This window comes from Stratiformator vulcanicus (genome assembly GCF_007744515.1).
Classification (GTDB): domain Bacteria; phylum Planctomycetota; class Planctomycetia; order Planctomycetales; family Planctomycetaceae; genus Stratiformator; species Stratiformator vulcanicus.
In genome coordinates, this window is the sequence record NZ_CP036268.1 from 2471073 (window position 1) to 2497883 (window position 26811).

Consider the following 26811-nt stretch of genomic DNA (forward strand, 5'->3'; position numbering starts at 1 on the left):
AGCCCGAGGCATCGGCCGTCGGGGTCAGCACGTTCGAACATCGCACACCAGCCCGTCGCAACGGAGCCACACGTGGACCTTCCTCGCAACCCCACCCGCGAAGTCAAAGTCGGATCGATCACGATTGGAGGCGGCCACCCGATCGCCGTCCAGTCGATGACTGCCACGAAAACGACCAACATCGACGCCACCGTCCAGCAGGCAAACGACCTCGTGGCCGCGGGGGCCGACGTCGTGCGGATCGCCGTCGATTCCAAAAAGGAAGCGGCTGCGCTGCTGGAGATCGCGAAGCAGACCGAGGCGAACATCTCGATCGACCTGCAGGAGAACTACCGCCTCGCCGAGGTCGTCGCCCCGCACGTGGCGAAACTCCGCTACAACCCCGGGCACCTTTACCATCACGAACGCGACAAGCCCTGGCAGGAGAAGGTTCGCTACATCGCCGGCGTCGCGACCGACAACGACTGCGCCCTCCGCGTCGGCGTGAACTGCGGCTCTGTCGACCCGGCCAAGAAGGACAAATACGACCCCGCCGACAGCATTTCGCCGATGCTCGAGAGCGCCCTCGACCACTGCGAGTTCCTCGACTCGATCGGCTTCACCCGCTTCGTCGTGAGCCTCAAGGATTCCGACCCGGCCAAGGTAATTGAAGTCAATCAGCGATTCGCCGCCGAGCGTCCGGAAGTTCCACTGCACCTCGGCGTGACCGAAGCGGGCATGCCCCCCGACGGGATCATTAAGACCCGCATCGCCTTCGAGCAATTAATTTCGAAGGGAATCGGCGACACGATCCGCGTCTCGCTCACCGTTCCTAATGATCGAAAAGGCGAAGAAATCGCCGCGGGTCGGGGCATCATTGAGGACATTAAGAGCGGCCGCGTCCGCACCGTCGTGGTACTCGACCCGACCAAGATGAACATCATCAGCTGCCCGAGCTGCAGCCGGGTCGAAAACGAGGCCTTCGTCGACCTCGCCGCCGATGTGAAAAAGATGACCGAATACGCCAAAGACCACGCGATCACAATCGCCGTCATGGGCTGCCGAGTCAACGGCCCCGGCGAAACGGATGACGCCGACCTCGGCCTCTGGTGCGCCCCGAACTATGTGAACCTTAAAAAAGGTGAGGAAACGTTGGGCCGGTATCCGTATGATGAAATCCTCGGGAAGCTGAAGGCGGAGCTGGATAAGCTGATTGAGGAGAAGAGCGGGGTTGGGGTGTAGAGACCACCGGGTGGTCCAAACTATTGGTTGGGTTGCGAGCGGTATATGAGGCGTGAAAGGGTAGGGCCGCCTTGGCTTGAACAAGGCTTTGAATTTGGCGAGTCTGGCTTCGGTGAGAATTATAAATAGATAAGCCCTAAGATTTGTCACTTTCTTTCAAACCGTGGCCCGGTCCGATTTTGGGGGCGGGAAAAGGCGAGAGAGAATGTTGGGGTTGAACAAAATTATAATTCGATTCCGATATCTAGAGAAAATCTATTTTGGTGTATTTGATACTTGATGCCGGAATGAAAAAACAATGAACCCTGACTCCTTGTACAATACGCTTTCAACTCGAGCAATTGGAGATCTTCTTAGCTTAGCTTTGGCAATGGGTATTGCGGCAGTCGCTTTTACATATATCCGCAGAGCATTGTCTGACGAAAGTTGGTTGACCAGTTCCGATCTTTGGCGGCAGGTTGTTCTTTTGTTCTCGATAGCACTGTTCTTCGTCTATATAGATATAACCTACGAGATTGAATTCTACAAAGGCGAAAACAGTGCCGTGAAGAAGATCGAAATTTCAGAGGACATTTTTGAGAAATCTACCTTTCTCCCTCGCATCCGCCTTTTGCTCTTACTGCCAATTGATTTGATCGGGATGGGCTTAATGGCTTCGCTCTTCGGTGTCTTGTTGGTGTTTGGGACGAATAAGAACTATTGGTCGGGTCCATCCACAAGCACTTCATTGGAAGTAATGTATTTGCTTGCCCTCACTGCGTCATGGCATTTCGTGATGATCGGGTGGTGGCTGGTGTATGGGCTGACGGCGCTAGATGTGACGCTAGCGTTGTGGGATGTGATTCTGCATGCGAGCTTTTCGGTCGTCGAAATAATAACTATATTGATTATCCGCCGCATTCGAAATAGCGACTGGGGGTTGCGTAACAGCAACTTAGTTGCATGGTCTGCGACGCTCCTCTACTCGAGCGTCTTAATTACTCTTTATGCCGTTCGTCTATGGGACTACTCCACACGTTTCATTCGGTTAGTAATTTCGAACTGACGTAACTAAGACTGACTACTATGTCGCATATCTTTGTTTCGTACCGGCGAGAAGATAGCAATTGGGCGACCGACCGCCTTATAGGAAAATTGCGAGAGCGTTTCGGACAAGGTTCAGTCTTTCATGACATCGATAGTATCGAGCCAGGCCATGATTTTCGCGATGTTCTTGAGGAGCGACTTTCATCCTGCTCGATTCTTCTTGTGGTCGTAGGTGCCGGTTGGGCTAATGCAACTGATCGCCACGGAAAACGACGGCTGACTTATTCTGACGATTGGGTCCGCGTTGAGATCGAGACAGCGCTCTCAAAAAAAGATGTTGTAGTCATTCCGGTAGTACTCAGGCCAGCAGTGATGCCGCAAGTCGATGAGGTACCGGCCTCGCTGGCCGATTTCTGCTTTCGACAAGAACTTGCAATATTTCCCGGGAGTGACTTTGAGATCGGATTTTCAAAATTGGTCCGGTCTATTGATCGGGTCTTACGATCTAAAGGTATTCAATTAGACGGAGATCGTTATAGGATGGAGCGTGGTGTCCGACGAATAGGGCGACGGTCGCTAAAGATCGGCGTCTTTATCTCACTCGCAACGGTTTTTGTTATCGTCGCGGCGGTTTTCGCTCTTACACGTGGCTTCGAATTTACAGGTGTAACTGTTGGCGAATCGCAACAGGCGAGTGAGGCCGACCGCAAAGACCTTGACCGCGTCGTTAAGAGATTTACTTCTAACCCAATTGTTCCGCGTCGCGAGTCTTCAGTTGAGGAGCGTGAAGTGTTGGCGTTAGGCCGACCAGATTACTCGAATTTCGAAATTCGCTTTGATGAACGCATTTGGAGTTTCCAACATTTTGATCCCAAAACAGTTACAGAATCGTCGAGCTATGTATCTGCGATGATTTCGGATCGAACATTGCTTATGGTCAAAACATCTCCAGTTAAGCAGCTCCGGTTTCAATCACGAACTACTGGAAAAGACTTGGTGTTTTCTCCGAAGGCCGGATGTCCGCCGAGTCACGTAGAATCAGACGGAAGCCTCGTTGACACAGGGATTTTCCGGACAAGATCGAAACATCTTTGTTTCGATGTATCGCAGATCGAGATCAACGAAGAGTTTTCGATTACATATCGGACCATCTACTGGGACGCGGAAGAAGAAGAGGAACCGTGGTTCGGCGCGATGAGTTATGCAGGTTGTTTACGAATGAGAATCATAGCAATCGGATCAGAGCCAAGTTTTTTTCGAAACGTTGAACGTAAGAAATGCAGTAGTTTTGATTCGCCGTTGGAGGACTGCCATGATGGAGTATATGTCACGAATGATGATGACTCGGCATTTCTATGGAATATGCCTGATCCAGAGCCATTTAAGATATATATGTTTTTCTTTTAAGAACACAGAGTTTTCTGTGTGGATCGTTAAGCGAAGTGTAGTTTAGCGGCGGGTGGCGGTACTGTCCCTTGTTCATTGACAGTTTCAACCCATCGAAACCCCCGCGAAACAGCCCCGGAGTGGGCCGGTCACCATCAGGACTGCCCGCAAGGGCCGGATAACCCCGCTGCCCGATGCAATTGCCGACTCAACTGGCATCAATGGGTGCCGGGGTGCGTGTCGCCCCCGCAGGGTGGAATTTGCTACCGCATTGCATCGCATCCACGTGGTGAGCTCAGATAGCCTGCCGGGTAAGCCGGTCGTGCCGGCAGCGAACTCGCCTCCCACTGCGGGGTCGGTATGCCTCCCAGCACCCGGCGTCAATAACTCAGCCGAGCGGTCCGTCGACTTAATTATATTGAAGACTGTCTCGCATTCCGCGTAGCTGAATCAACTGCGTCCGAATGAACCATTCTTAAACAACTGCTTGATTAATCCAATGGCGGCGGCAGTCGGGTTGCGGTTCGTCGTTTTTTCTTGGTGAGCTTGCCTTTTTTCTTCCTTTTCTTGCGTGGCCGTGCAAACACTTCTGAGAGCGGCATTTCCTCGGGGTAATTCCCGGTGATTGCGAAGAAGGCGCAGGCCAATCCCACGGGCACGAAGAATATATAAAGACCGATGTTATCCATCGGCTTTGCTTCGGCGGAAGTCAGATCGCCGAATACCGCGGCAGCCGCCCCGAGGGCGATGCCGGCGGCCACGACTCGGCCAGTAATCCATCGTCCTTTCTCCACCAAGCACAATGCTGCGACGCAGGCCAAGAATCCTGAAAACGCGAAACCGCCGAGATACCCAGCCGGAATTTGATGCCCATTGACAGCGGTAATCATGCCGAGCGCCAAGGCCGTCAATGCTGCAAAAAAATCCGATGATAATCTGCGAGGGACGACTCATGGTGTGAACTCTTTGATCGGTTCGATATCACATATCAAGGCAGGGGTGCACCGCCCGGACGGACAATGCCCTGGGCGCTCGTCGGGTTCTACTGCGGTTGGCTGCGCTCGACCCCCTATTGTACAATGTTGACTCGGTCAAATTCGATGGCCCCGCATCGTAAGCGTGATTCGTTGCAACCGTCCGGCGAGAAAACGGGTTCGCTCATGAAATATCGGCAGACGCTTCAAGGCCTGATCATTGCGTTGTTGGTACTCGACACTGTGTCGCAGACCGCGGCTTACGCGAAAGATCTACCGACGCATCAGCGGTTTATTGAAGCGCACTGTGCTGGCTGTCATGGCGAGTTTCTGGCCGAGGCCAAGCTGAATCTGGAGTCGCTGCCGATGCCGCGTGAGGCGCCGGACAAAGCTGAGTTGTGGCAACAGGTGGTCGACCGATTGACGCTCGGTGATATGCCTCCGGCCGATTCCGAGCAGCCTGCGGAAGCGGATAAATTGGCGGTGATCAAACTACTTCGCGGCGAACTGGAACACGTTCGCGAGTTACGGAAGTCCTCCGCTGAGGTGGTGCTCCGTCGGCTGAATCGCAACGAATTTAATAATGCGATGCGTGACCTCACGGGACTTGACCTGCGGCTCGGGGATCGATTCCCCGCGGACGTCGCGGTGGATGGTTTCGACAATGTGGGCGAAGCGTTGACGGTTTCGCCGTATTTGATGGAGCAGTATATCGAAACCGTCGAAGAGTGGCTCGATACGGCAATTGTGACTGAGCGTCCTGAAGCGGTCAATGTGAAATTGTACGAGTATCAAGGCGGGATGGGCGGGGTTGATCTCGAGAACTACCGACGACCCCGCACGTTCGCCGATCTTTCACCCGACGAGCAGGAGGTCGCCCGCACGAAAAATGTCAAGGGGAATTATTTTAATGGCGGGAAGGTCAATTCGTATATTGCAAAGTTCGAGTGGTATTACATCAACGTGCCTCACGAGGGTCGCTATCGATTCAAGGTATTAATGAGCGGACGGCGGTCGACAGCCGAGCAACCGATGCCGCAAATCCGATTCGTCGCCGCCTCCGGGCCGATCGGCTCGTTGACTGTCGACTGCCCGGCGGGACAGTTAGGCGAGCCAAAGTGGTACGAATTCGAGGCTTGGCTTCCAGCGGGCGTTTACAATTTCCGAGGCGAGTTTCTTAATCCGGAACCGAACGAAGTTCGGGGTCGTCGTAAGAAGAACATCGACGAGTATGTACCAACTTTCTTCCGTGTGCACTGGGTCGATATTCGCGGACCGCTCTACGGGTCGTGGCCGCCTGAGTTCACGCAGAGACTTCTTCCGCCGGAATTAATTGACGTTCGCGATGAGCAGGCTTCCGCCAGAAGAGTGCTTCAGCGAATGATGCGGAAAGCGTGGCGGCGACCGATTAAATCAAATGAAGTCGAAGCGATGCTGAAACTGTTCGACGCCGAACGCCCGCACGTCGATTCGTTCGAGCAAGCAATACAGCCACCACTGACCGCCATTCTGTCCTCGCCGCACTTTCTTTATTTGGTGGAACCGCAAAAGTCGGAATCCTCGAAGCGGCTCAACGACTTCGAATTGGCGTCAAGACTGTCGTTCTTTATTTGGGGCAGCCTGCCGGACGATAAACTTCTATCTTTGGCTGAGAAGGGCAAACTCGGCGACGAAACAACGCTGTCGTCACAACTCGAGCGAATGCTGGCGAGTCCGAAAGCCGACGCGTTTCTCGTGAATTTCGTAGGCCAATGGCTGAAACTCCGGGATCTCGGTTCGATCTCACCCGATCGGCGTCGGTTTCCCACTTATAATCCGTGGCTTGAGGAAAGCATGCGAACTGAGACGCGGGAGTTTGTGCGAGAGTTGATCAATCAGGATTTGAGCGTTCTCAATCTAATTGATTCCGATTTCACAATTCTTAACGACGAACTCGCCCGCCACTACGGGATTGAAGGCGTTGAAGGCGGTCAGTTCCGGCGAGTCCGACTGGACGACGACAGCCTCCGCGGCGGGGTACTGACCCAGGCGAGCATTCTGACGTTGACCGCTGACGGAAAAGAGACCTCGCCCATCCACCGCGGCAAGTGGATTCTCGACTGTTTTCTCGGCACTCCGCTGCCTCCGCCGCCACCTTATGTTCCTGAACTGGAAGAGGCGGAGAAAAATTCATCGAGAGAATTAAAAACGATTCGACAGAAGCTCGCCGCACATCGCGAGGCCGCCGCTTGCGCGGGCTGCCATTCCAAGATGGACCCGCTTGGCTTCGCACTCGAACCCTTCGATCCGGTGGGCGTTTTTCGTGAATATAAAGATGCCAAGGCGAAGTCTTCGACGGAGGCGTTCGGCGAACTCCCGAACGGTGTCGAATTCAATGGTCCGCAGGAATTCAAGGAAGTACTATTAACGCAGCGTAGCGAAGTGTTCCTCCGCGGGCTGACCACCAAATTACTGACGTATGCACTCGGCCGACAGGTTGGATTTTCCGACCGGGGCGAGGTCGACGCGATTGTCAAACGAGTTAAGTCGGACGATTATCGGATGCGGACGCTGCTTATAGAGGTCGTCACGAGCGACGCCTTTCGGTCTTTTTAATCCTCAATCTACATGGCACCATGCCGAATCGTCTTGACCGACGAACGTTCTTAAAGGGCACCGGTGTCAGCCTCGCGCTGCCGATGCTCGACGCGATGCGACCGGCTGTGGCTTCGACCGGCAAATCGGAGACGCCGAAGCGGTTCGCGGCCTTCTACGTGCCGAATGGCGTCAACTGGGACTACTACACGCCGGAAGGTGACGGGAGTGATTGGGGACTTCCCCAATCGCTCAAGGGGCTGAAGCCTCTGAAACAACATGTCAGCTTCCTGTCCGGACTTTCGCATCCTTCGCTCGGCACGCCGCACTTCGGCTGCGACAACTGGTTGACCGGGGCCGATTTCCATATCTCTAATTATCAGAACTCAATCTCGATCGATCAGCGACTCGCTGAGGCATTTGGTGACCAAACCCGATACCCGTCGTTGGAATTGACCGGGGATCACGCCGACAGCTTGCGATATGGATTCATGACGACATTGGCATGGTCGCGTGCCGGAAAACCAATTTTGGGGGAGAACAATCCTCGTCGTGTCTTTGAGAGATTGTTCGTCGACGAAGGCGCCAGTGACTTCGAAAGGAAATTGTTGCGCCTTAAGCGACACCGGAGCATCCTTGACGAACTCATTGAGCAAAGCCGTGCGCTTTCTAATCGACTCGGTCCGGCCGATCGGGCGAAGCTGGAAGAGTACTTCACCTCGGTTCGCGAGGTTGAGCGCCGAATTCAGCGGGCCGAACAGTGGGCACATGTGCCGAAAGCAAAGCTCGATGCGGAGGGTCTCGACCTTAACGTGAACCCGGACACCAGGCTCGATTCTTACGTCCGCACAATGATGGACCTGCTGGTCCTCTCGTTTCAGACCGACACCACCCGCATAGGCACTTATGTCATCGCGCGAGAAGGCGGCGGGACCGGTTCTGCGAATTATAAAGCGATCGGCGTAACGGACGATCATCACAAACTTTCGCACCAGAATAAGAATCCTGAGTCTCGCGAAAAACTACGTTTGATCGACACTTTCCACGTCGATCAATTGAGCTATTTTCTTTCGAGACTGAGCGAAATCGACGAGGGCGATGGTTCACTGCTCGATAACTCCGCGGTGTTATTTGGCAGCGGCCTCAGTGTCGGCTGGAGCCACAATCACAAGGACCTTCCGATTCTCTTGGCAGGCGGTTTATCGCCTCTCAAGCAGGGGCATCATTACAATCTGCTCGGCAAGAGGATCCCTCTGTCGAATTTATTCGTCTCACTGCTTAATAAATATGACGTTGAAGTCGAGCGGTTCGGGACGAGCACGGGCAACTTGTAGCCGGGTTTATTGGGGTGTTCTCTCGCCGCACTTCACAGATCGCGAAGCGACAAGAGATTGCAGAGGGGCCTTCGCCGTAAGAAGCCCGCTGGAAATTTACCCTGGCGCCACGATCTCTTGCCGCTGCGTCGCCCGGACGTAGGGCGTCCGGAGTGCCCGTGTGTTGTACTCAAATGAGTCTTGCCGTTGATTAAAGGTCGCAGCGATGCCAATCGAAGTACCACTCGGTAAGAAAGACCTTCCCGGCGAGAGTAAGCTCTCAATTCAGGATGCGCTTTATTGGTACTTGAACGATGATCTCCGCGAATTTTCCGAAGAGACTGGGATCAGCATCACGCTTAATAAAGCAGCGGTCGTGGAAGCGGAGTTCCTCCTTGAATTCTTTCTGCTGCTGGAATCGGCGGAAGAACGAGTTCGAGTATCAGCAGAAGAAACGATTCATGAAGTTGGGCTCACCATTGAAGAGGGCCAGATTATGTCTTTTGAGATGTCACGGGCCGAAGCACTTGAATGCATTCAAAGGTTGATGGCTTTTGTGAATGATGCCTTTAACGACGATCAAATCCTCCATTTCCGCGGCGTACGCTCGGCGGGTGACGGAGTTCTTCCTTAGCATTAACAGTAAAAAATATCCAAAAACCAAGGGACAACCTCGCCATCTTCTCCAATAGCTCCCGCTCCCAACGTATCAACTCGGGGGTCTCGAAGCGCGGCTTGCGACTGGACCGGGTTGGGGATTTGGGGAAGTCGGTCTGGGCTCCTCTATGCTTTCCGGTCGCGGGTACCGGTATTTGGGTCAATATTCCTCGGATGACGTTCAAGAACAGACTCGCCAGCTGAAAGTTCCAGCGATACACTTGGAGCTATCTTCTAAATGGTTCGGGTCGCCATTTGTTTTCTTAATCAGGAATGAGTTATGGAACTGGGCACATTTTCCATCAGCTTGACGGTGAAAGACCTTAAAGCGTCGCGAGCCTTCTATGAGAAGTTCGGCTTCACCGTGTTCGGTGGCGACGCCTCGCAAAACTGGCTGATCCTAAAGAATGACGAGACGACAATTGGGCTGTTTCACGGCATGTTCGAGAGCAACATGCTGACCTTCAATCCGGGATGGGACAGCGATGCCAACCCACTCTCTTCCTTTACCGATGTCCGCGAGTTGCAAAAACAATTGAAGGCGCAAGACGTTGTGTTATCTGCCGAAGCGGACGAATCGACAACCGGTCCCGCCAGCTTCGTCGCCATCGATCCCGACGGAAACCCGATCTTGGTCGATCAACACGTTTGAGCGCAGATACCCGTATACGCGCCGCCCACGCAGGGGTGGGATGGCTGTCGTATTGAATCTGTCCACTCTTCTATTTTGAGAAGCCCGTAGGCAGGTCGGCTTTTTGATTGAGTGCATAGCGCCCCGATGCGGGACTGACTTGCTCCTCAGCACTCACTGCCCACTCCCTCAAAGTTAGAAACGGCTCTCCGATGAAGCATGGAGATCGGCTTACGAGTGAGGCTTCAGATGGGCTGAGGGCGAATCGCATGCGTGGAGTCTACTGCAAATGAGAGCGCGTCTTCGAGGAACTTGCCGGTTGGATGGCGTGTAACACTTAAAGGTTGACTGATCCGATCGCGACTACCGTTGGTGACATCGTCGTTGTATTTGTTCGGCCGGCGAGCTAGCCTGCCCCAAGCTCCCGCCGGACTCTCGATCGAGTCCAATCCCCACGATCACTCGCCTGATTTTCGCTCCCGCAGCATGAATTCCGTTCGAGTCGCACCAAAGCCGGTCCATTTTCTTGACCTCGCTTCAAAATCCGGGCCAATTTCAGCAATGCAATCTAAGTTTGCAGGGCTATCTCGGGGTCGGGCTCCAGTCGCTAGCGGCTGATTCGCAGCTCACCGCGGCATGACATCAATATCCATTTAAGTATTTATCAGAATGCTCGATTTCTTCCGTCCTGATCAGGGCAACGCCAAGAATGATATTCTCTCCGGCCTGACCGTCGCGCTCGCGCTGGTTCCGGAAGCGGTCGCCTTCGCATTTGTGGCGGGGGTCTCGCCGCAGATCGGGCTCTATTCAGCCTTCTTTCTTTGCTTGATCACGGCCGTTCTAGGGGGGCGACCGGGTATGATCTCGGGAGCAACCGGTGCGATGGCGGTCGTGGTGGTCTCGCTCGTGGCGCAGCACGGCATCGAATACATGTTCCCGGCGGTCATCCTGTGCGGAGTCATTCAGGTCGTCGTGGGCTATGCCCGCCTCGGGATGCTGATTCGCATGGTGCCGCACCCGGTGATGTTGGGCTTCGTCAATGGTTTGGCGATCGTGATTCTGCTCGCGCAATTCGGGAGCTTTAAGACTGTCAACGATCTGGGACAGCTCGTCTTTCTGACCGGGCCGTCTCTCGGGGTGATGGTCGCACTGGTGCTGCTCACGATGGCGATCATCTGGCTGTTGCCGAAATTAACACGCGCGGTGCCGGCATCGCTGGTTGCGATCCTGACGGTGACGTTAATTTCGCTCGGTCTTAATTCCATCGCCAGCCCGGAATCGGCGGGGCTGAACCAGAAGCGACTGGTCATGACGGTGGGCGACATGTTGCTCACCAACGCTAAGGTGAAGGCGGTCAGCGAGGTTCATAACAGCAGTACCAATGTGATCGGTACGGCGGTTCGCGCTCATAGCGGCCACGGTGACGCCGTATCGGCGGAGCCAGTTTCAAAGGAACTGGCGACCTCCGCGATGGCGGCGGTTGATGAATCGGCGGGAAGTATCGGTGGCGGATTGCCGAGGCCGTTTTTCCTCGAATATTTCTTGCCGCCACTGAGCTTCGCGACCTTGTGGATCATCCTTCCCTATTCGGTCATCCTCGCCGCCGTCGGTTTAATCGAGTCCTTAATGACTCTGACCTTAATTGATGAGATGACGGAGACGCGGGGACGCGGAAATCGCGAGTGCATTGGTCAAGGGGTTGCGAACGTCGTTTGCGGTTTCTTCGGCGGAATGGGCGGCTGCGCTATGATCGGCCAATCACTGATTAATGTGAATTCCGGCGGCCGCGGTCGACTTTCGGGCGTGACGGCGGCGGTCTGTCTGCTGGCGTTCGTCTTATTTCTCGCCCCATGGATTGAAATGGTGCCGATGGCAGCGCTCGTGGGCGTCATGTTTATGGTCGTCATCGGCACATTCGAGTGGGCATCGCTGCGGATGCTGCGGAAGGTGCCGACCAGTGACTTCCTGGTGATGGTGCTCGTCGCCGGATATACGGTAATCCAACACGATTTAGCGACCGCCGTTGTGCTGGGAGTCATCGTCTCGGCCCTCAGCTTTGCGTGGCAACATGCGACCCATATTGGTGTCGACATTAAATTGAATGAATTCGGCAGCAAGATTTACCAGCTTCACGGCCCACTCTTCTTTGCGTCGGTCAGTTCTCTTAAGGAAATGTTTGACGTTGCCAACGATCCCGATGATGTGGTCATCGATTTTTATTACACGCGTGTGTATGACCAATCGGGGCTGGAAGCGATTAATTCTCTGGCCGAGCGTTATGAGAAGGCCGGCAAACGTTTGCACCTGACTCATCTCAGCCCGGAGTGTCGCCAACTTCTCGGGCGGGCAGGGGATCTCGTCGATGTCAATCTTTCCGAAGATCCCCAGTATCATCTGGCGACCGATCGCTTGGGTTAGACGGCGGATCACTCGCGGGTGTATCCTCTCTGTCGGGCCCCATTGGGCTATCGTTGAGAGGGAGGGGCCGACTGACCTGCGCGGATTGATATGGATCGAGAGGCCGGTTGAGAATCTCCGATGGACTGGAACACCTTTTGGCGAACGGCTCAAGCGGCGCTGCTGATTTTCTGCGGACTACTGTTTTTCATCGGTCCGTTCTTTGTGAAGTCAAAACAGCCTCGGCCCGACGTGGAGCGGACAGAACTGCCACAAGAGCACGGGGCTGAGCGAACGCCGGTCAACTACGGCCGACTCGTCTTTGAGATTTTCCAGATTGTGCTGGTGGCCGTGCTGATGCTCGGCTTGATCGGCCTGGGTATCATGATCCTGATTGATGTCTATGCGTGAGGCGATGAATTGTGCATTCTGATTCGGCGATTGGTCGGTGAATAGAGTTTATCCTCTTGATCCATCGTTCAATGAAATTTGAAAGCATGAATCATGCCGAGGTGGCAGCAACGGTGGGTGCGGATTTGTTACCTTGTCATCGTCCCGACGTGGCTTGGTTTCTTCGTGCTTGCCGTCTCAGCTGGAATCGCCTTCCCAATTAAGGTCCAACAGGCGCTACCTGCGTTCTCGTTTGTGTTCAGTGTTCCCTTGCTGATCGGATCGTATGGCACAATCAGGTTTTTGATTCGCGACCTGTTTTTACGGCCGTTCAATGATCGATCGCGACGTTCGCTTTGGATTGCGGGAGTTTTTCTAATATGGCCCGGCTGGGTTTATTTTCGCCGCTACGGCGTTCAATTCCGCGTTGCCGATTCCGTGCCTGTGGACGCCCGCGTTAATGAGCAGTCGCTCGGCTTTCTGCCGTGGCAACATGTCGCCTTTTGGGTCTTCCATTTTGCGGCTGCGACGATAATTCTCGCAGACGTACTGTTGCCTAAGCCGGGGCTTGCTGGAGTCTTGCTTGGTCTACCGGAGCCGTTGTTCTTCGCTCCGTCCCTCATTTGGGGGGCGTGCTGTGTCGGCTATATTGCCGCCGTGTTTTGTGATCTCTACGTCCGCCCATTTCGAAAACCATGGCACCGGGAGGCTTGGTCGATCGGTGTCGTGTGCGTGTTCGGGCTGTCGTTCGTGTATTATTTGCTTTACGCGTTTCCCTACGTGTCGGGGGACGAGCGCCGGTTGCGGAATGACGCGTCAGAGCCGAAAGTGTGACAGGCGACGGAAATCGCAGAACAATTTCATTTTGAAGATAACAATTTGATGCGGCGAAATGTGGCGGAAAATCGACAGGAGTTATTTGACTCAGCACAGGTCGCGATGTGTTTTCTGTTCGCCGGAGCCATGTTGTTCTGTGCTTTCGAACTGGTTCATTTAATAAGCCGTCTCGCAGAGCCGGTGACGGCTTTCTCTGCGATGACTTACGTGTCGATCGGGTTTTGGCAGCATTCGGCTATCGTATTTGCGGGCCTTTTAATGGTCTGTCTTCCATGGAATCGCCGGGGCGGTCTCTTTCATTCGTTCCGGGTGTTGACTGCTTTGATTGCAGTCGCCGTGGGTGTTTTAGGGGGCCCGCTATTCGTCAGTCGTGAAGTATCGTTCGACCGGGCGTTCGCCCGGCACGTGGAGGAACTTAATCAGATTGCGTCCACTATCGAAGAGGAAACAACCGCTGATCGCGAACCGATACCTGTCGACCGCCGCATCGGACCATTTACGATTCACAGAGGGTTTACGGCCAACGGGCTCGTGGTCTTGGAAGCGACGAATAACACAATGCCACTGGTTAATGATGAGGGGGAATTGCTCGGTGAGTACGCCGAGTTCGGGTTTGTTCGTGTGCGAACCGCATCAGATGCAGAGCAGTTCGACATGTCTTTGCTTGGACTCGATGGCTTGGAAAACCAGACGATCGGTCGAGTTGCTTGCGGTCGATGGTACGTCTATTACTCGAGATATTGGTATCACAAGGAAGGTTGGAGCTAGTTTCCGAAGCAATTGGACGTGAGGGCTGGCGGAGAAACTGACGCGGTGTTTAAAATCGCTTTTGTTCACCGTTTCTTCTCGCTCCCCGTTGCTCAGGAGTTTGTGTTGATGAAGTTGTTCAAAACGTGTTCTGCTGCCTTGGCTTTAGCCGTTTTTGTCGGCGGTATCGCTGGTGCTGACGACGCCACCGCACTCGCTCGGTTGAAGGAGAAGGTGCCCGAGCCGCGGGTCGGTAAGAATCGGCAAGGGGAGATCGTTCAAATATCTGTGAACGCGCCCAATTTGACGAACGAGGAGCTTGCGCTCTTTAATCAATTTCAGCACCTGCAGAAACTTACCATCTCCCACGCGGGCTATAAGAAAGGTGGCAAGACCGGAGTTGATTTCTCTGGTGTCGCGGCGCTGAAGGATCACCCCTCGCTGAAATACTTCTCAGCGGGCGGGGCCATCGGTAAGGAGTATCTGAAGGCGCTTTCTCAGCTGTCAAATATTGACGAGCTATACATCCAGACGACAAACAGCATGGATGAAGATTGGGCCCCGATCGGCGAGATGACGCATCTCACATACCTTGGCGTCCGTGTTCGTAATGACCGCATGAGCAAACTCAGTGAGGGATTCTTTCCACACTTGATGCCGCTCGACAATTTAGAGCGGTTTCTGCTCAGCGAGATGACGTTCAAAGACCCGCAGCCGTTCGTGGATTTCGTGATATCACGTCCCAATCTGAAGCAATTGACGCTGCGGAAGTCGAAACTGCCCGAAGCGTCGCTCGCCGAGATTCGAAAAGCGAAACCGGACTTGGAAATCGTGGAAAAGAATTAACGTCTGATGTCTTATTAGATATTCCCTTTAAGCGGTTCGGTGGCTGCCGTGTTGACAGTCTTCCGCGTGTTTTACGTCAGTGCATTTGTCTGCGTAACAACGGGATCCGCAATCGTTTTGATCGAACTGCCGGACGACGTGATAAAGGCAGTATGTGTTTCTTTGGCGTCTGTCATAGCGGGAGCGTTTTTCAGCGGGGTAATGCTGCAGAGTTGGCGAATTCCGTTTCTCGCTGCACTTTTTGTCGCCAACGCTGCCGCAGGCATTGCGGCTGAACTGATTTCTGAGGGATGGGACTGGCTGCCGATTGCTTTGAGCGGGGCGTCGGCAGTCGTGTGCCTTTTGTTTTTAAGCTCACCCGTGGCTGTCGGCAGCGATTGGGTCAGCGCGATCCTTTCGTCACGTCAGGTTCGTGCGGAAGAGGATGAGGGTTAAACACGATGAGCGATGCTCGGATTAAACGCCCCGCCATCTGGGCGCGGGAGACGTGGCCCTATTGGGTGACGCTCTATATTTTGCTCGGACTCGGACCGATCGCGTTACTGCACTACGTGCTGCTACTCGCATATATGCAGATTGTGGGCGGAGCCTATGCACGACCCTCACGCTGGTGGAAGGCGGCTGCAATTTTTACCTCCGCGGCAGCACTGTTATTGTTCGGCGTTCAGTTATTTCAGTACGGACCGGCGGGTTGGCCCTTCCGTTATTCCACAGATGATTCGCAAGAGTTGTCCGGTCAGCTCTCGCCATCAATCGGGGTCGGCGTCAATGTGGTCACATTGTTAGGACTTACGGCCGTGTTCCTCCCGCTGTCAATTGCGTGCGTGGTTGACCGCCTCTACGCAAGATTTCGTCCAATGTCTTAAGCGGATAAAAAATAAGACCGACTTCCCGACAAAAAATTCGGGAAGCCGGTCGATTCGAGATTGGAGCACTCCAGCTATTTGGAGGCCATCGCCTTCGATCCCGCTCGCACTTCGGGTTTGAGGTCAAATCGGTCAAGCCTCATTACCTTGGTCCACGCGTCCACAAAGTCATTTACGAATTTCTGCTCGCCTCCATTCGAGGCATAAACCTCGGCGATCGCCCGCAGTTGCGAGTTCGATCCGAAGATGAGGTCGACGTTCGTGGCCGTCCATTTCACATCGCCGGACTTGCGATCGCGTCCTTCGTAGAAATGATCGCACATTGGCGAGACCGACCACTCGGTATTCATGTCGAGCAGGTTCACGAAGAAGTCATTCGTCAGCGTGCCCGGCTCATCGGTGAAGACGCCTAACTCTCCGAGTGGGCCACTACCTGCGTTGGTGTCGAGCACGCGGAGGCCGCCGATGAGGGCCGTCATTTCGGGAGCGGTCAGCGTGAGCAGATTGGCCCGGTCGACCAAAGCGGCTTCTGCTCGTCCGTCGAAGTCGCGGCTCTGATAGTTGCGGAAGCCATCGGCTCGCGGCTCCATCACCTCAAATGCGGCGACGTCGGTCATCTCAGGCGTCGCGTCAGTGCGTCCCGGTGCGAACGGAACCGTGACGTCGTGCCCGGCGTTCTCAGCAGCCTGTTCGACCGCGGCCGATCCCCCGAGAACGATCAAGTCAGCGAGCGAGACCTTCTTGTCACCCGATGCCGAGCCATTAAACTCCGCCTGAATTTCTTCTAGAGTCTTTAAGACTTTGGCCAATTGTTGTGGCTCGTTGACGGCCCAGTGTTTTTGCGGCGCAAGGCGGACTCGAGCGCCGTTGGCGCCGCCCCGCATATCGCTGCCACGATAGGTCGATGCCGAGGCCCACGCCGTTGAAATTAACTCAGAAGGCGTCAGCCCAGACTTAAGGATGACGCTCTTCAGAGATGCGATATCCTCTTCATTAATCAGCTCGCAATCGACTTCGGGAACAGGATCTTGCCACAACTGCGGCTCGGCAACTTCGGGACCGAGCAGTCGAGATACCGGACCCATATCGCGGTGCGTCAATTTGTACCACGCTTTGGCGAAGGCTTGCTTCAACTCATCAGGATTCTCATGAAAACGTTTTGAGATTTTCCGGAAGCCGGGGTCGAGCTTTAGTGCCAGGTCGGTTGTAAACATCATCGGCGGGTGCGACTTGTTCGGATCGTGGGCATCGGGGACTGAGTCCTCTGCGGAGTCCGTCTTCGGCGTCCACTGGTGCTTGCCGCCCGGGCCGGTGATTAATTCCCATTCGTAGCCGAACAGGTTGTCAAAGTAGCCGGTCGACCATTCGGTCGGGGTCGATGTCCAGGCTCCTTCGAGGCCGCTGGTGATTGTGTCGCCGGCGTTGCCGGTGCCGTAAGAGTTCTTCCAGCCGAATCCCTGTTCAGCAAGACCAGCCGCTTCGGGTTCGGGACCGACATATTTAGAGGGGTCAGCCGCCCCGTGCGACTTACCGAAGGTGTGACCACCGGCGATCAGGGCGACGGTTTCGTAATCGCTCATGGCCATGTTACCGAACGTCTGGCGAATCGCGTGCGCGGCCGCGAGAGGGTCGGGTTTGCCCTTGGGGCCTTCCGGGTTGACGTAGATTAAGCCCATCGTCGTGGCGGCGAGTGGGTCGGGCAGATTCTCACCAACCTGATAGCGGGCGTCGCTGAGCATCTTCGTCTCGGGGCCCCAGTAAACGTCTTTCTGCGGTTCCCAAACGTCTTCGCGACCTCCGGCGAAACCAAAGGTCTCAAAGCCCATCGTTTCCAACGCGACATTGCCGGTTAGAATCATCAGGTCAGCCCACGAAATTTTCTGACCGTACTTTTGCTTAATCGGCCAGAGCAGTCGGCGGGCCTTGTCGAGGTTCCCGTTGTCGGGCCAGCTGTTGAGGGGAGCAAAACGTTGCATGCCGTCACTCGCCCCGCCGCGACCATCAGCAAGTCGGTATGTGCCGGCGCTGTGCCAAGCCATCCGGATGAAGAACGGGCCGTAATGACCGTAGTCGGCGGGCCACCAATCTTGCGAGTCGGTCATCAGTTCCGCAAGATCTTTTTTGACGGCTTCGAGATCGAGTGACTCGAACTCTTCAGCGTAATTGAAGTCATCGTCCAGCGGGTCGACCAGGTCTGAGTTCTGACTGAGCAGGTCGAGATTCAACCGATTCGGCCACCAATCGTCGGTCGAGCGGGCTCCGGCTAACGCGGGGGGAAGTTTGCCACCCATCACCGGGCACATCCCCGCGGCACACTCTTCACCTTTCTCAGGGATTTTTTCGTATGGCGTGTCTTCGGCGAACGCTGTCGCGGCGATGCCTAGCGCGGCACAGGTTGAGATCAATCGAGCGCAGTTCATTATCATGGTCGAACTTACTATTGGGATTGAGGTCAGAGATCGACCGCGAAAGCGACGGCCGACGGTGTATTATTGGCGACCGTCCTTCAAATGCCCAATGCATTGCATGGATATGAGCCATGCACGCGCCGCATGAGGAACCACAACTCATCTTCTGAGTTGGAGTGGGGCAGAGGATTCTCCGGAGAAGTTTCGTTCAGGCACGAGGAATCGGCGGAACGAGTTTGCGCTCTGGCGCACCCCGGAGCGATGGCCAAATCTGGGCTCTTAGAGTGTTTGGCTCATGGTCCAGAGGCTGGTGAGCACGCCTAGTCGTCGAGGTTGGCCGGCATTGTACACTGGGCCGACATGCTGGAGTTATTCAGATAAGACGGCGTGACGTATGAGACGTGCGCGAACGGCACCGTCACGATCACCGTGACCGGGTCCATGTGCTGCTGAAAATCGCTCTTCGCCGGAGGATCATAGGTGACGAGGTATTCGGTGATTCCGGCTCTCGTCATCGCTTCCGAAATGACATTTTCAGTGGCGGCTGCCGGAACACTCTGGATCGAATGCACGCGGCAACCGGCTTGGGCGATTTCCTGCAGGGTGTTCTGAAGCCAAATGCCTCGACCGATTTCCAACGCGCCCATCAATAGTGCGACAAGCACCGGCAGAATGACGGCGAATTCGACGGCGGCTGCCGCGCGGCGTCGCCGAGGAAATTTGGGTTGATGAGTGCGAAATCGAATCATTGGTTTGCCGGGGGAAGGGCGGGGAATGAGCGTGGGCTATTCAGTTTTTAGTCGGCTCGCCGTGAATTGAACTTAGTGAACCAATTCGGTGCCCTTAATGGCACGCGAAACTTTACGAAAGGCGTCGGTCAGCGATGCGGAAAGGCCGCTGCCGGATCCGCGGGCGATGAAATGTTGACCGCCGGTCCTGTCTGCGATCCTCTGCATCAAATTTTCATCGGCTGAGTTTCCAAGGCTGATCGTGTAGACGGCGATCCCCTGGTCGACGGCATAATCGGCCATTTCCATTGCGTAGCCCCGACCGTTTCCGTTCGGTTTATTAGCACGCCCGTCACTCATCAAGACCACGAACTTCTTAACGTCATTGTCTGCACGGCCGTTGGTGACGAGGTAGTGGACCGAATCTCGCAACGCAGCACCGACCGGGGTCCAACCGTTGTACTTGCTCGCCACGAGCGAATCGACGCTGAGAACCGTATCGCGGAGATAGCCAAAATTTTTCGTCAGCGGACTTTCCAGCACGCCGACATATTCTTCTGGGTCATCCGGATAGAGTTGGGCGGGAGCTTTAAGATAGGAAACCCCCAGATGGCCCAAAGCGAGCGGATCATATTTATCGGCGAGGGCCCCGTAACCCATCACGCCGATGTAGTCTTCATCTCCGACGTCTTCAATAACGTCAATGAATGTCGGTGCCGCCGAATGCAAAGCCTCGATCCGTCCTCGTGACCGCATCGAGCCGGACAGATCAAGCGTCATCATAATATCCATGGGATTGCCGCCGGCCCGCGCGATGGCGGAGCGGACGGTGCCGAAGGTCTCTTTGCCAAGGATCGGCCCGAACATGAGTGGCTCATCGCCCAGAACAGCACTCACACGGATCGCGTCGGGCTTCGTCGAATCGGGAATAAAGGTGCGGGTTCCCTCGTCCCAATAGCCTGCTTGGACGGCAATCACGTCCGAAGCCACGACCGATCCCCACCCGACGCGATTTCGTTGGACGAATTCCTTCGCCTTTTCGACCGCGTCGTTGACGTCGTCAGGATCGTTCTGGAACTGCATACTCGCGGCGATCGCCCCGGCATCGACCGCACTTTGAAGCTGTGCTCGAACGAGATACATCCAGCCGACGTCGACCGCAAACGCGACCATGCCGCCGACGACCAGAATTAAGGCCACCATTAGAATCAGCGTGGCGCCTTTGCGTTGCTGACTTTGTGGTTTGGAACTGTCATGGAGTCTCATTGGGATACTCACTCGTTGTCCGAATATTCTTTGGGCATCGTGCAGGAGCCGGTCAGGCGGGCATTGCTTAAAAACGTCGGCACCGGAATCCAACTGACTTCTTTGTATTGCGCTTCAATCGTGACGGAGACCGGCTCCCAACGCTGGGCCGATGAAACATTCTTAGGCTCAATGTTGATCGTAAATTTATCGATACCGCATGAGTCGAGTATGGGACTCATCTCAGCGGCCACACTCTCCGTAGTGGAACCTTTAAGAATTGCGATGCGGCAACCGGCTCTCGCTGCTTCTTCCAAGGCGTGGGAGACCATGAGGGCCCGCTCGAATTCGATGCTGCCGAAAATGATCAGCAACAGCGGACCGAGAACGACCGCCATTTCGACGGTCGTCGCTCCGCGGCGACTATTGCCGCGTTCGGGTTTGGCTCGATGTTTGGTCGACAACATGGTTTCATTACTAAGGCGGGTTCCGCAACAGTCCACCAAACATATAGCTTGAGAAAAGCGCGAGATCAGGCGGAGCGAGCGATAGATTGAAAATCCATGCTCAAAATTCCACGCGTTCCGACCTGATGCCGATTATCAACACGCCGTGTGTCGGCAGAATCGTTGCGACCGGCACGAATAGAACGACCCCGGCTCTATCGACGCGGATCAATCGATCGCGAGCCCGTCGCCGAAGGGCGTGTGGTCACCCAAAGAACCGTTCGCGTCATCGGCTTCGCTGGGCTCCGGCTCGCCGTCGAGCGGGTCGTGCTGGCTTTGTTCGAGCATTACGTCGGTGCTCTGCGTATCGACGGCGCGGCAACTTTCGGTCAGCGCGTTCTCAATTTCCAGCAGTTCTTCCGACCATTCGGCGGGATCGCGCCCGTCCGGGCATACGGCTCGAAACTCGCCGCAGAGCAAAATCAGTCGCAGTAAATGTCGGAAGATAACGCCTTCCTGCCGCGCTAAATCACGCCCGCTGACGTAGCTATTGAAGTCGCCCCCGAATTCGAGCAGGTCGGCCGCGATTCGCACCGCCCGGACCCGCACGTCTCGGACGTTGGGGAACTCATGACGGAAGAGTAACTGCACTTTCTCGCCGATCGGCGGTGCGAATTGATGAAGTTCCCTTACGGCCTCGTCGCTTCGGTCGGGGTAAAGCTCTTCGGCTGACAGTAGGCCTCGGGCGAGGACCTCTTGATCGACGTATTGCGTTGCGAGTGGTCCTGGCTCGAGTCGGTCCGGCTGCGGCACACGCACCTGTCGCTGGGTGGAACCGGGCACTTCGAGCAGGCTTTCGAGAATCTGCAGCGTCTCCTCGCGATCAGCCTTTCCTAGCAGTCGCAATAGGAATGAACCGTAAAGGGGATTCACGCTGCGAAACGCGAGTAGCTCCTGCATCTTCTCCGTCGGCACGGCCAGTCGTGGCTCGTAGTGGGACAGGACTTGACCGTCACCAGAATCGTTCTCCTCTGAGGCAATTTTATTATCCGCCTCGGAGACCTCGATCAGACCGGCATCCTCTCTGGCATCCTCGATTAATGAACCGAGTAGGCCTTGGTCCGGCTCGGCTTCAGGTTGCTGGGACGATGAATTCCCGTCGTTTTTCGTCTCACCCTTTTCCTTCGGCTTCGGGGGAGCCGGTTCCAGTTTTACGAATCCGCCGGCGTCGAGCGATAACAGCATCCGCGTCAGATTTTTTTGCCCGCCCTCCACACCGCCCGGTGGCAACAGCCGTTTCCTGACGACCTCCCGCAGCGGCTCGACGTCGGGCGAAATTTTGAGCAGGTGGGCCAGCAGTCGCCACGGCAACTGCCCGCGACTGGAGAGCTTGCCGGGCGGAGCTTCGATCAATTGATTAAATTGCTCCTCGCCCCAGTACTGAAAATTACTGCGACGTTTCGGCATCTTTTTCTTAAGACGCTTGATCGTGGCCCGCACCTTCGGGTCGGGGGAGTTTTCAAGCTCTTCCAAATTGTTTTTCTGGTGCCAGCGGGCAATTTTGACGTCGTCGTCATGGGCCAATGCGACCACATGGCCCTTATCGTCAAACTGCGGCCGGCCGGCCCGACCGAACATCTGGTGGGCGGAGCTGGCATCAATCAGTTTCTTGCGTCCCGGTGGGCCTTTCAGCAGCGTTGTTAATACGACCGACCGCGCCGGAAGATTCATTCCTGCTGCTAGAGTCTCTGTGCAAACAACGACGGAAAGCAATTTACGAATGAAAATCTCTTCGACGATCCGCTTGTATTTCGGAAGAATGCCCGCATGGTGAACGCCGACGCCGCGGAGCAGGATCGGCTTTAATTTCCGACCCGCTGCGGTGTCGAGAGAGTATTCTTCTAGAATCGCAGCCAGTTCCTTTTGACGGGCACTGGAAACGAGATGCTTCCCCTTTAAGGTCTCGGCAACCGACCAGCACTCATCTCGGTTAAAACAAAATAGCAGGGTCGGCACGAGTCGCGAGTCATCGTCCCCCTGAGTCATCGATTCGATCTGGTCGGTTAATAATTCATCGCCGACCCAATGGTAAGTGAGCGGGACTTTCCGCTCCTCCGTGCGAACAAGTTGAATCGTGCGACCGTGCGCGCCGTGCAGCCAGGCGACAAACTCGGGCGCGTTTCCGACCGTCGCTGAAAGCAACAGCAGCCGCACATGAGCCGGCAGCAGGCTCAGTGACAATTCCCACACGATGCCGCGCTCGGGGTCGGCGAAGCTGTGAAACTCATCCATCACAACTGCGGCGACGTCCGCAAAGTCGAACGCCTCGCGGTGCAGCAGACGGTTGAGCAGAATCTCAGCCACGACGACCAGCACCTTGGCCCGCGGGTTGACCGCACGATTGCCCGTGACCAGCCCGACATCGTCGGCCGAGAAGCCCCAGCGGACGGCCGCGTCACGAATTTCCTGAAATTTCTGTTCCGTGAGTGCGATCAGGGGCGTCGTGTAATAGGCCGTCTTGCCGGTATGAAGTGCTTCGAACAGAGCCGCTTCGGCGATCAACGTCTTTCCCGTGCCCGTCGGTGCGCAGACCAAAACGCCTTGCGGGTGGGTGAACCACGCCAGGAGAGCCTCCTCCTGCACCGGATAAGGATCGTACGGCAGTGCATCGAGATACTGCGACAACAGGTCGTCGCGACTGGGCGGGGCATCAGGCATTCTGGCGGCGCTCGTTGAGCAACGTGTCGGGAAGCCGCATCATAAGTGCTCGCCGTGATGATCGCGAAGCACGTGCAATGGGGTGTGCCTGGGAGGGCATGGGTGAGGAGTGAGAAGCGAGAAGCCAGAAGCGAGGAGTCAGAAGTCAGTAGCCAGAAGTTAGTAGCAAGAGGCCTCGCGACTTGAGAGAGGGGACAGAGCTATAGTTCGGCGTTCTTCGCTTCTTATTCCGACTTCTAACTTCCGACTCCTGGCTTCCAATTTCCAACTTCCAACTCCAACCATCTCAATCATCGCGTGCCGACGTGCAGCCACGTTTTGAAAGACTGAGCATTGAATACTGTTGACCAAGAAGACTTGTTCAAAGACTTTCGCTGGAAGATGCCCGTGGCCGAGCGATGGGCGTATTTCAATCACGCTGCCGTCGCGCCTCTGCCGTCGCCAACGCGGGGGGCGATGACGGAGTACGTCAACGACTTCTGCGAAAATGGGACGGCCGATTGGCCGCGTTGGCGGAAGAACGTCGAAAAGGTCCGGACTCTCGCCGCCGAGATGATTGGCGCGGAGCCGTCAGAAATCGCCTTCATTCGCAGCACGACCGAAGGTATCGGCTTGGTCGCGGAAGGGTTCCCTTGGCAGCCGGGCGATAATGTCGTCGTGCCGCGGTCGGAGTTCCCGAGCAATCTCCACCCGTGGCGAAACCTCAAGAGTCGGGGCGTCGAGGTCCGAATCATCGGCGATGGTTGTGAGGGGATCGATCCCACAGAGATCGACGCCGCCTGCGATGCACGGACTCGGATCGTCAGTTGCAGTTGGGTCGGCTACCTGACCGGCTGGCGTTGTGACGTAGCCGCCCTTTGCGAAATCGCCCATCAGCACGCGGCCCTGTTTTTTCTCGACGCGATTCAGGGGCTCGGGGTTCTGCCACTCGACGTGAAAGACATCCCGATCGACTTTCTCGCCGCCGACGGACACAAGTGGATGCTCGGACCGGAAGGAGCCGGTGTGATGTATGTGCGCGAGGAAAATCTTGAACGTCTCCGTCCTCTACTGGTGGGCTGGAACAGCGTGACGAACGCGGCTCAGTTCGATCACGACACGTTCGACTTGAAGCCAAATGCCGGTCGCTACGAGGGGGGGACCTACAACATGGTTGGCGCGGCAGGGCTTGCTGCGAGTCTCGAGCTGCTGTCGGCGGTCGGGCCTCATCGATCAGCCAAACGGCTCCGCGAGATAACCGATTTGCTCGCCGAGCAGCTACGGAGCATCGGAGCTCGCATCGCGAGCGACCGTTCGGAAAAACATTGGTCCGGCATTGTCGCCGCCGATCTACCGGGGATCGACAAGTCAATCGTTTTGGGAGAGGCTGCCGACGCCGGTATTCAGCTCAGCGTCCGCGGCGGAAACCTTCGCTTGAGCCCACATATCTACAGCACGCCGGCAGACTCCGAGCGTCTCGTCAGTTTTCTCAGAGCGCAATAATGAATTGTCGGAAAGGTATGATAACCGCCCAACGGTAACTCGATTTCGGTTTTTTCTTTGAGGAATCTTTCTTTGCAAGGCTCTATTTCGAAAGGGCTTACGATCGAGTCGCCAACATGTCTTTTAAATTTGGAGATAATTTGTCAAATCGACGCGCCCTGATTTGAGCCACGCTACGCCCATTGTCTTAACCAGTCTCTAATCACTTCACAGAGTCGTCACACCTCCGAATTTCATCGGACGATGACTCGGACCGCTCAGGAGCCGCTCAATGAACCGTCACCACGGTCGCGCTCGGCGTGCGCGCGCATTTACGCTGATCGAACTTCTCGTCGTGATTGCGATTATCGCAATTTTGATAGCCCTACTGCTGCCTGCAGTGCAGCAGGCTCGCGAGGCGGCGCGGCGTAGCTCGTGTAAGAACAACCTGAAGCAGATCGGGTTGGCAATGCACAATTATCACGACGTCCACAATGCATTTCCGCCCGGTATCGTCGCGGAGGAGGGAAGCATCCAATATCGAGGCGGAGGAGCAGCCGCCGGAATGAGGGCTTGTGCGAACGTCTTAATTCTTCCATTTCTAGAGGAGACGGCCCTCTATGAGCAGTACGACTTCAACGTTGAGCCCCGCGATGTCGCGGCGCTAATTCTTGCCGCGGGCGCTCCAAATACCTTTATTTGCCCGTCCGATCCGATCCCGAATCGGGTTATCCCCGGCTACACGTCGTGGGGCTACGCCAGCAGTCATCCGTTGCGAACTGCTCCACGAGGCTTTATGGAAAGTCGCAACAATTACAGTGACGATCGAAACGTCGCTTTAGCATGGGTCAGCTATGCTCTGAATTCCGGCCGAAAGTTACTCGATGATCCTGCCGGCGGAAGCTATGACCGCGACGATTATTATTCGAACGTCGACTTAAGAGTGCTTCCGGCCGCTGCCGGGTCGAGATCGCTCGCGGGTCCCTTCTCAGTTAATAGTCGGACACGCTTTCGTGATATGACCGATGGTTCTTCTAACACTCTGCTCTTGGGTGAGGCCACATTTAACGATTTGCCGAACCATGACGAATCCAGTTGCGGTGAAAGCTCGAACTGCGGTCGCTCAAGAATGAATCCCTTCTTTCACGGCTCGGATGCGGCCGTCATGCGTTCGACCGAGTTTCCACCTCAGTCCAGTATTTTCGACTGTACTCAGCGTTTAGGGCTACACGAGTATGAATGCGGTCGTCTGTTTGCCGGCCCGCACGTCGGCGGAATTCAAGTCGTACTCGGCGATGGATCGACCCACTTCGTTAGTGAGAATATTTCCCTGGCGGTTTGGCAGAACCTCGGCTCCATGGGCGACGGTATCCCCGTGACAACATTCTAAGTTCAAGCCTGTCTTAACCGTTAAGATTACAGGGGGAGTATGATCAATGACAAAGTCGATCTCTCGACATTATTCGACGGCTTGGCTCGCCATATTTGCGGCTTGTTTGCTCGGGTGTGGCTCGGAATCTGGTGTTCCCGGCCAGACGGTATCAGGGCACGTGAGCGTTAACGGCAAGCCGATCAATGATGGCAAAATCTGGTTCCTTCCGCAGGAAATCCGAGAAGATTCTCTCAGTCGCGTGGCATGGTCGCAGATTGACGACGGCACTTACAGTATTAAGTCTGAGGAGGGACCTGCCCCCGGCGAGCACGTCGTGAGAATCGAGGCTTATGACAGATCGAATGAGTCGAAAGAAGTATTCGACGAGGATACCGGTGAAACCGTCGAGCAGGTCGTTGAGGTAGTTGACCAACTCCTCCCCCCAGAATTTAACAGCCGATCCGGTCTTTCTGCGACGATCGCTGAAGGTAACAACGAAGTGGATTTTGAGCTGGACCCCTAGCGCGAAGTACTGCTTCTTCTGTCTCAACAAACATGCTTTCATCCG

General features: G+C 55.4%; 23 protein-coding genes. 17 read left to right on the forward strand and 6 right to left on the reverse strand.

The features are described from left to right. The first annotated feature begins 72 nt into the window (after positions 1–72). The 3 genes from ispG to Pan189_RS09600 all read left to right on the forward strand — a co-directional run bounded on the left by ispG (position 73) and on the right by Pan189_RS09600 (position 3654). Positions 73–1221, forward strand: coding sequence for a (E)-4-hydroxy-3-methylbut-2-enyl-diphosphate synthase (gene ispG, locus Pan189_RS09590; protein WP_145363701.1), 1149 nt, complete (start codon positions 73–75; stop codon positions 1219–1221). Positions 1222–1519: 298 nt separating this feature from the next. Further along, a complete protein-coding gene (locus Pan189_RS09595; RefSeq protein WP_145363702.1) occupies positions 1520–2266 on the forward strand; it encodes a hypothetical protein in 747 nt (248 codons plus the stop codon). Positions 2267–2286: 20 nt separating this feature from the next. Next, positions 2287–3654, forward strand: a complete 1368-nt coding sequence (locus tag Pan189_RS09600; protein WP_145363703.1) for a toll/interleukin-1 receptor domain-containing protein — start codon at positions 2287–2289, stop codon at positions 3652–3654. Positions 3655–4124: 470 nt separating this feature from the next. Here the strand turns inward: Pan189_RS09600 and Pan189_RS09605 are convergent, their stop codons facing one another. Beyond that, positions 4125–4535: a hypothetical protein gene (locus tag Pan189_RS09605; protein WP_145363704.1), complete on the reverse strand. Its 411-nt coding sequence runs from the start codon at positions 4533–4535 to the stop codon at positions 4125–4127. 258 nt (positions 4536–4793) lie between these two features. Here Pan189_RS09605 and Pan189_RS09610 point away from each other — a divergent pair, with 258 nt between their 5' ends. From Pan189_RS09610 to Pan189_RS09660, 11 genes are all read left to right on the forward strand, one after another. Then, a complete protein-coding gene (locus Pan189_RS09610; protein WP_310821302.1) occupies positions 4794–7202 on the forward strand; it encodes a DUF1592 domain-containing protein in 2409 nt (802 codons plus the stop codon). Between the two features lie 20 nt (positions 7203–7222). Beyond that, the gene (locus tag Pan189_RS09615; RefSeq protein ID WP_145363706.1) at positions 7223–8515 is read left to right on the forward strand and encodes a DUF1552 domain-containing protein; all 1293 of its coding nucleotides are present in this window, start codon (positions 7223–7225) and stop codon (positions 8513–8515) included. 205 nt (positions 8516–8720) lie between these two features. Next, on the forward strand, positions 8721–9128 hold the full coding sequence (locus Pan189_RS09620; RefSeq protein ID WP_145363707.1) for a hypothetical protein: 408 nt from the start codon (positions 8721–8723) through the stop codon (positions 9126–9128). Positions 9129–9431: 303 nt separating this feature from the next. Then, complete coding sequence (locus tag Pan189_RS09625; protein ID WP_145363708.1) at positions 9432–9803, forward strand: VOC family protein; 372 nt, start codon at positions 9432–9434, stop codon at positions 9801–9803. Between the two features lie 648 nt (positions 9804–10451). Further along, a complete protein-coding gene (locus Pan189_RS09630) occupies positions 10452–12200 on the forward strand; it encodes a SulP family inorganic anion transporter (RefSeq protein ID WP_145363709.1) in 1749 nt (582 codons plus the stop codon). Between the two features lie 120 nt (positions 12201–12320). Continuing rightward, positions 12321–12590, forward strand: a complete 270-nt coding sequence (locus Pan189_RS09635; protein ID WP_145363710.1) for a hypothetical protein — start codon at positions 12321–12323, stop codon at positions 12588–12590. Positions 12591–12683: 93 nt separating this feature from the next. Next, positions 12684–13403 (forward strand): hypothetical protein, encoded by a 720-nt coding sequence (locus Pan189_RS09640; protein ID WP_145363711.1) that lies wholly within the window; start codon positions 12684–12686, stop codon positions 13401–13403. A gap of 48 nt (positions 13404–13451) precedes the next feature. After that, on the forward strand, positions 13452–14174 hold the full coding sequence (locus Pan189_RS09645) for a hypothetical protein (protein WP_145363712.1): 723 nt from the start codon (positions 13452–13454) through the stop codon (positions 14172–14174). A 108-nt stretch (positions 14175–14282) separates the two neighbouring features. Continuing rightward, the gene (locus Pan189_RS09650) at positions 14283–14999 is read left to right on the forward strand and encodes a hypothetical protein (protein WP_145363713.1); all 717 of its coding nucleotides are present in this window, start codon (positions 14283–14285) and stop codon (positions 14997–14999) included. A 39-nt stretch (positions 15000–15038) separates the two neighbouring features. Further along, entirely contained in the window at positions 15039–15434 is a 396-nt protein-coding gene (locus Pan189_RS09655; RefSeq protein ID WP_145363714.1) for a hypothetical protein, read from the forward strand. Positions 15435–15439: 5 nt separating this feature from the next. Next, positions 15440–15865: a hypothetical protein gene (locus tag Pan189_RS09660; RefSeq protein WP_145363715.1), complete on the forward strand. Its 426-nt coding sequence runs from the start codon at positions 15440–15442 to the stop codon at positions 15863–15865. 74 nt (positions 15866–15939) lie between these two features. Here Pan189_RS09660 and katG read toward each other — a convergent pair whose 3' ends face one another. The 5 genes from katG to Pan189_RS09685 all read right to left on the reverse strand — a co-directional run bounded on the left by katG (position 15940) and on the right by Pan189_RS09685 (position 23410). Further along, a complete protein-coding gene (gene katG, locus Pan189_RS09665) occupies positions 15940–18291 on the reverse strand; it encodes a catalase/peroxidase HPI (protein WP_145363716.1) in 2352 nt (783 codons plus the stop codon). A gap of 302 nt (positions 18292–18593) precedes the next feature. Next, positions 18594–19022, reverse strand: a complete 429-nt coding sequence (locus tag Pan189_RS09670) for a TadE family protein (protein ID WP_145363717.1) — start codon at positions 19020–19022, stop codon at positions 18594–18596. Between the two features lie 72 nt (positions 19023–19094). Further along, positions 19095–20267, reverse strand: coding sequence for a TadE/TadG family type IV pilus assembly protein (locus Pan189_RS09675; protein ID WP_145363718.1), 1173 nt, complete (start codon positions 20265–20267; stop codon positions 19095–19097). Between the two features lie 8 nt (positions 20268–20275). Then, positions 20276–20713 carry a TadE/TadG family type IV pilus assembly protein gene (locus tag Pan189_RS09680; protein WP_145363719.1) on the reverse strand — a complete coding sequence of 146 codons (438 nt, stop codon included), beginning with the start codon at positions 20711–20713 and terminating at the stop codon, positions 20276–20278. A gap of 207 nt (positions 20714–20920) precedes the next feature. Beyond that, the gene (locus tag Pan189_RS09685; protein WP_145363720.1) at positions 20921–23410 is read right to left on the reverse strand and encodes a DEAD/DEAH box helicase; all 2490 of its coding nucleotides are present in this window, start codon (positions 23408–23410) and stop codon (positions 20921–20923) included. 333 nt (positions 23411–23743) lie between these two features. Between Pan189_RS09685 and Pan189_RS09690 the strand changes: the two genes are divergently transcribed. The 3 genes from Pan189_RS09690 to Pan189_RS09700 all read left to right on the forward strand — a co-directional run bounded on the left by Pan189_RS09690 (position 23744) and on the right by Pan189_RS09700 (position 26766). After that, positions 23744–24892: an aminotransferase class V-fold PLP-dependent enzyme gene (locus tag Pan189_RS09690; RefSeq protein ID WP_145363721.1), complete on the forward strand. Its 1149-nt coding sequence runs from the start codon at positions 23744–23746 to the stop codon at positions 24890–24892. Between the two features lie 271 nt (positions 24893–25163). After that, on the forward strand, positions 25164–26261 hold the full coding sequence (locus Pan189_RS09695; protein WP_145363722.1) for a DUF1559 domain-containing protein: 1098 nt from the start codon (positions 25164–25166) through the stop codon (positions 26259–26261). Positions 26262–26307: 46 nt separating this feature from the next. Then, on the forward strand, positions 26308–26766 hold the full coding sequence (locus Pan189_RS09700) for a hypothetical protein (protein WP_145363723.1): 459 nt from the start codon (positions 26308–26310) through the stop codon (positions 26764–26766). Positions 26767–26811 lie beyond the last annotated feature (45 nt).

Coding starts and splice junctions, on each gene's coding strand:
- Pan189_RS09640 (WP_145363711.1), top strand. CDS start 12,684: ATGCCGAGGTGGCAGCAACGGTGGGTGCGGATTTGTTACCTTGTCATC.
- Pan189_RS09600 (WP_145363703.1), top strand. CDS start 2,287: ATGTCGCATATCTTTGTTTCGTACCGGCGAGAAGATAGCAATTGGGCG.
- Pan189_RS09615 (WP_145363706.1), top strand. CDS start 7,223: ATGCCGAATCGTCTTGACCGACGAACGTTCTTAAAGGGCACCGGTGTC.
- Pan189_RS09630 (WP_145363709.1), top strand. CDS start 10,452: ATGCTCGATTTCTTCCGTCCTGATCAGGGCAACGCCAAGAATGATATT.
- Pan189_RS09610 (WP_310821302.1), top strand. CDS start 4,794: ATGAAATATCGGCAGACGCTTCAAGGCCTGATCATTGCGTTGTTGGTA.
- Pan189_RS09595 (WP_145363702.1), top strand. CDS start 1,520: ATGAACCCTGACTCCTTGTACAATACGCTTTCAACTCGAGCAATTGGA.
- Pan189_RS09645 (WP_145363712.1), top strand. CDS start 13,452: ATGCGGCGAAATGTGGCGGAAAATCGACAGGAGTTATTTGACTCAGCA.
- Pan189_RS09620 (WP_145363707.1), top strand. CDS start 8,721: ATGCCAATCGAAGTACCACTCGGTAAGAAAGACCTTCCCGGCGAGAGT.
- Pan189_RS09650 (WP_145363713.1), top strand. CDS start 14,283: ATGAAGTTGTTCAAAACGTGTTCTGCTGCCTTGGCTTTAGCCGTTTTT.
- Pan189_RS09635 (WP_145363710.1), top strand. CDS start 12,321: ATGGACTGGAACACCTTTTGGCGAACGGCTCAAGCGGCGCTGCTGATT.
- Pan189_RS09660 (WP_145363715.1), top strand. CDS start 15,440: ATGAGCGATGCTCGGATTAAACGCCCCGCCATCTGGGCGCGGGAGACG.
- Pan189_RS09675 (WP_145363718.1), bottom strand. CDS start 20,267: ATGAGACTCCATGACAGTTCCAAACCACAAAGTCAGCAACGCAAAGGC.
- Pan189_RS09625 (WP_145363708.1), top strand. CDS start 9,432: ATGGAACTGGGCACATTTTCCATCAGCTTGACGGTGAAAGACCTTAAA.
- katG (WP_145363716.1), bottom strand. CDS start 18,291: ATGATAATGAACTGCGCTCGATTGATCTCAACCTGTGCCGCGCTAGGC.
- Pan189_RS09670 (WP_145363717.1), bottom strand. CDS start 19,022: ATGATTCGATTTCGCACTCATCAACCCAAATTTCCTCGGCGACGCCGC.
- Pan189_RS09700 (WP_145363723.1), top strand. CDS start 26,308: ATGACAAAGTCGATCTCTCGACATTATTCGACGGCTTGGCTCGCCATA.
- Pan189_RS09695 (WP_145363722.1), top strand. CDS start 25,164: ATGAACCGTCACCACGGTCGCGCTCGGCGTGCGCGCGCATTTACGCTG.
- Pan189_RS09685 (WP_145363720.1), bottom strand. CDS start 23,410: ATGCCTGATGCCCCGCCCAGTCGCGACGACCTGTTGTCGCAGTATCTC.
- Pan189_RS09680 (WP_145363719.1), bottom strand. CDS start 20,713: ATGTTGTCGACCAAACATCGAGCCAAACCCGAACGCGGCAATAGTCGC.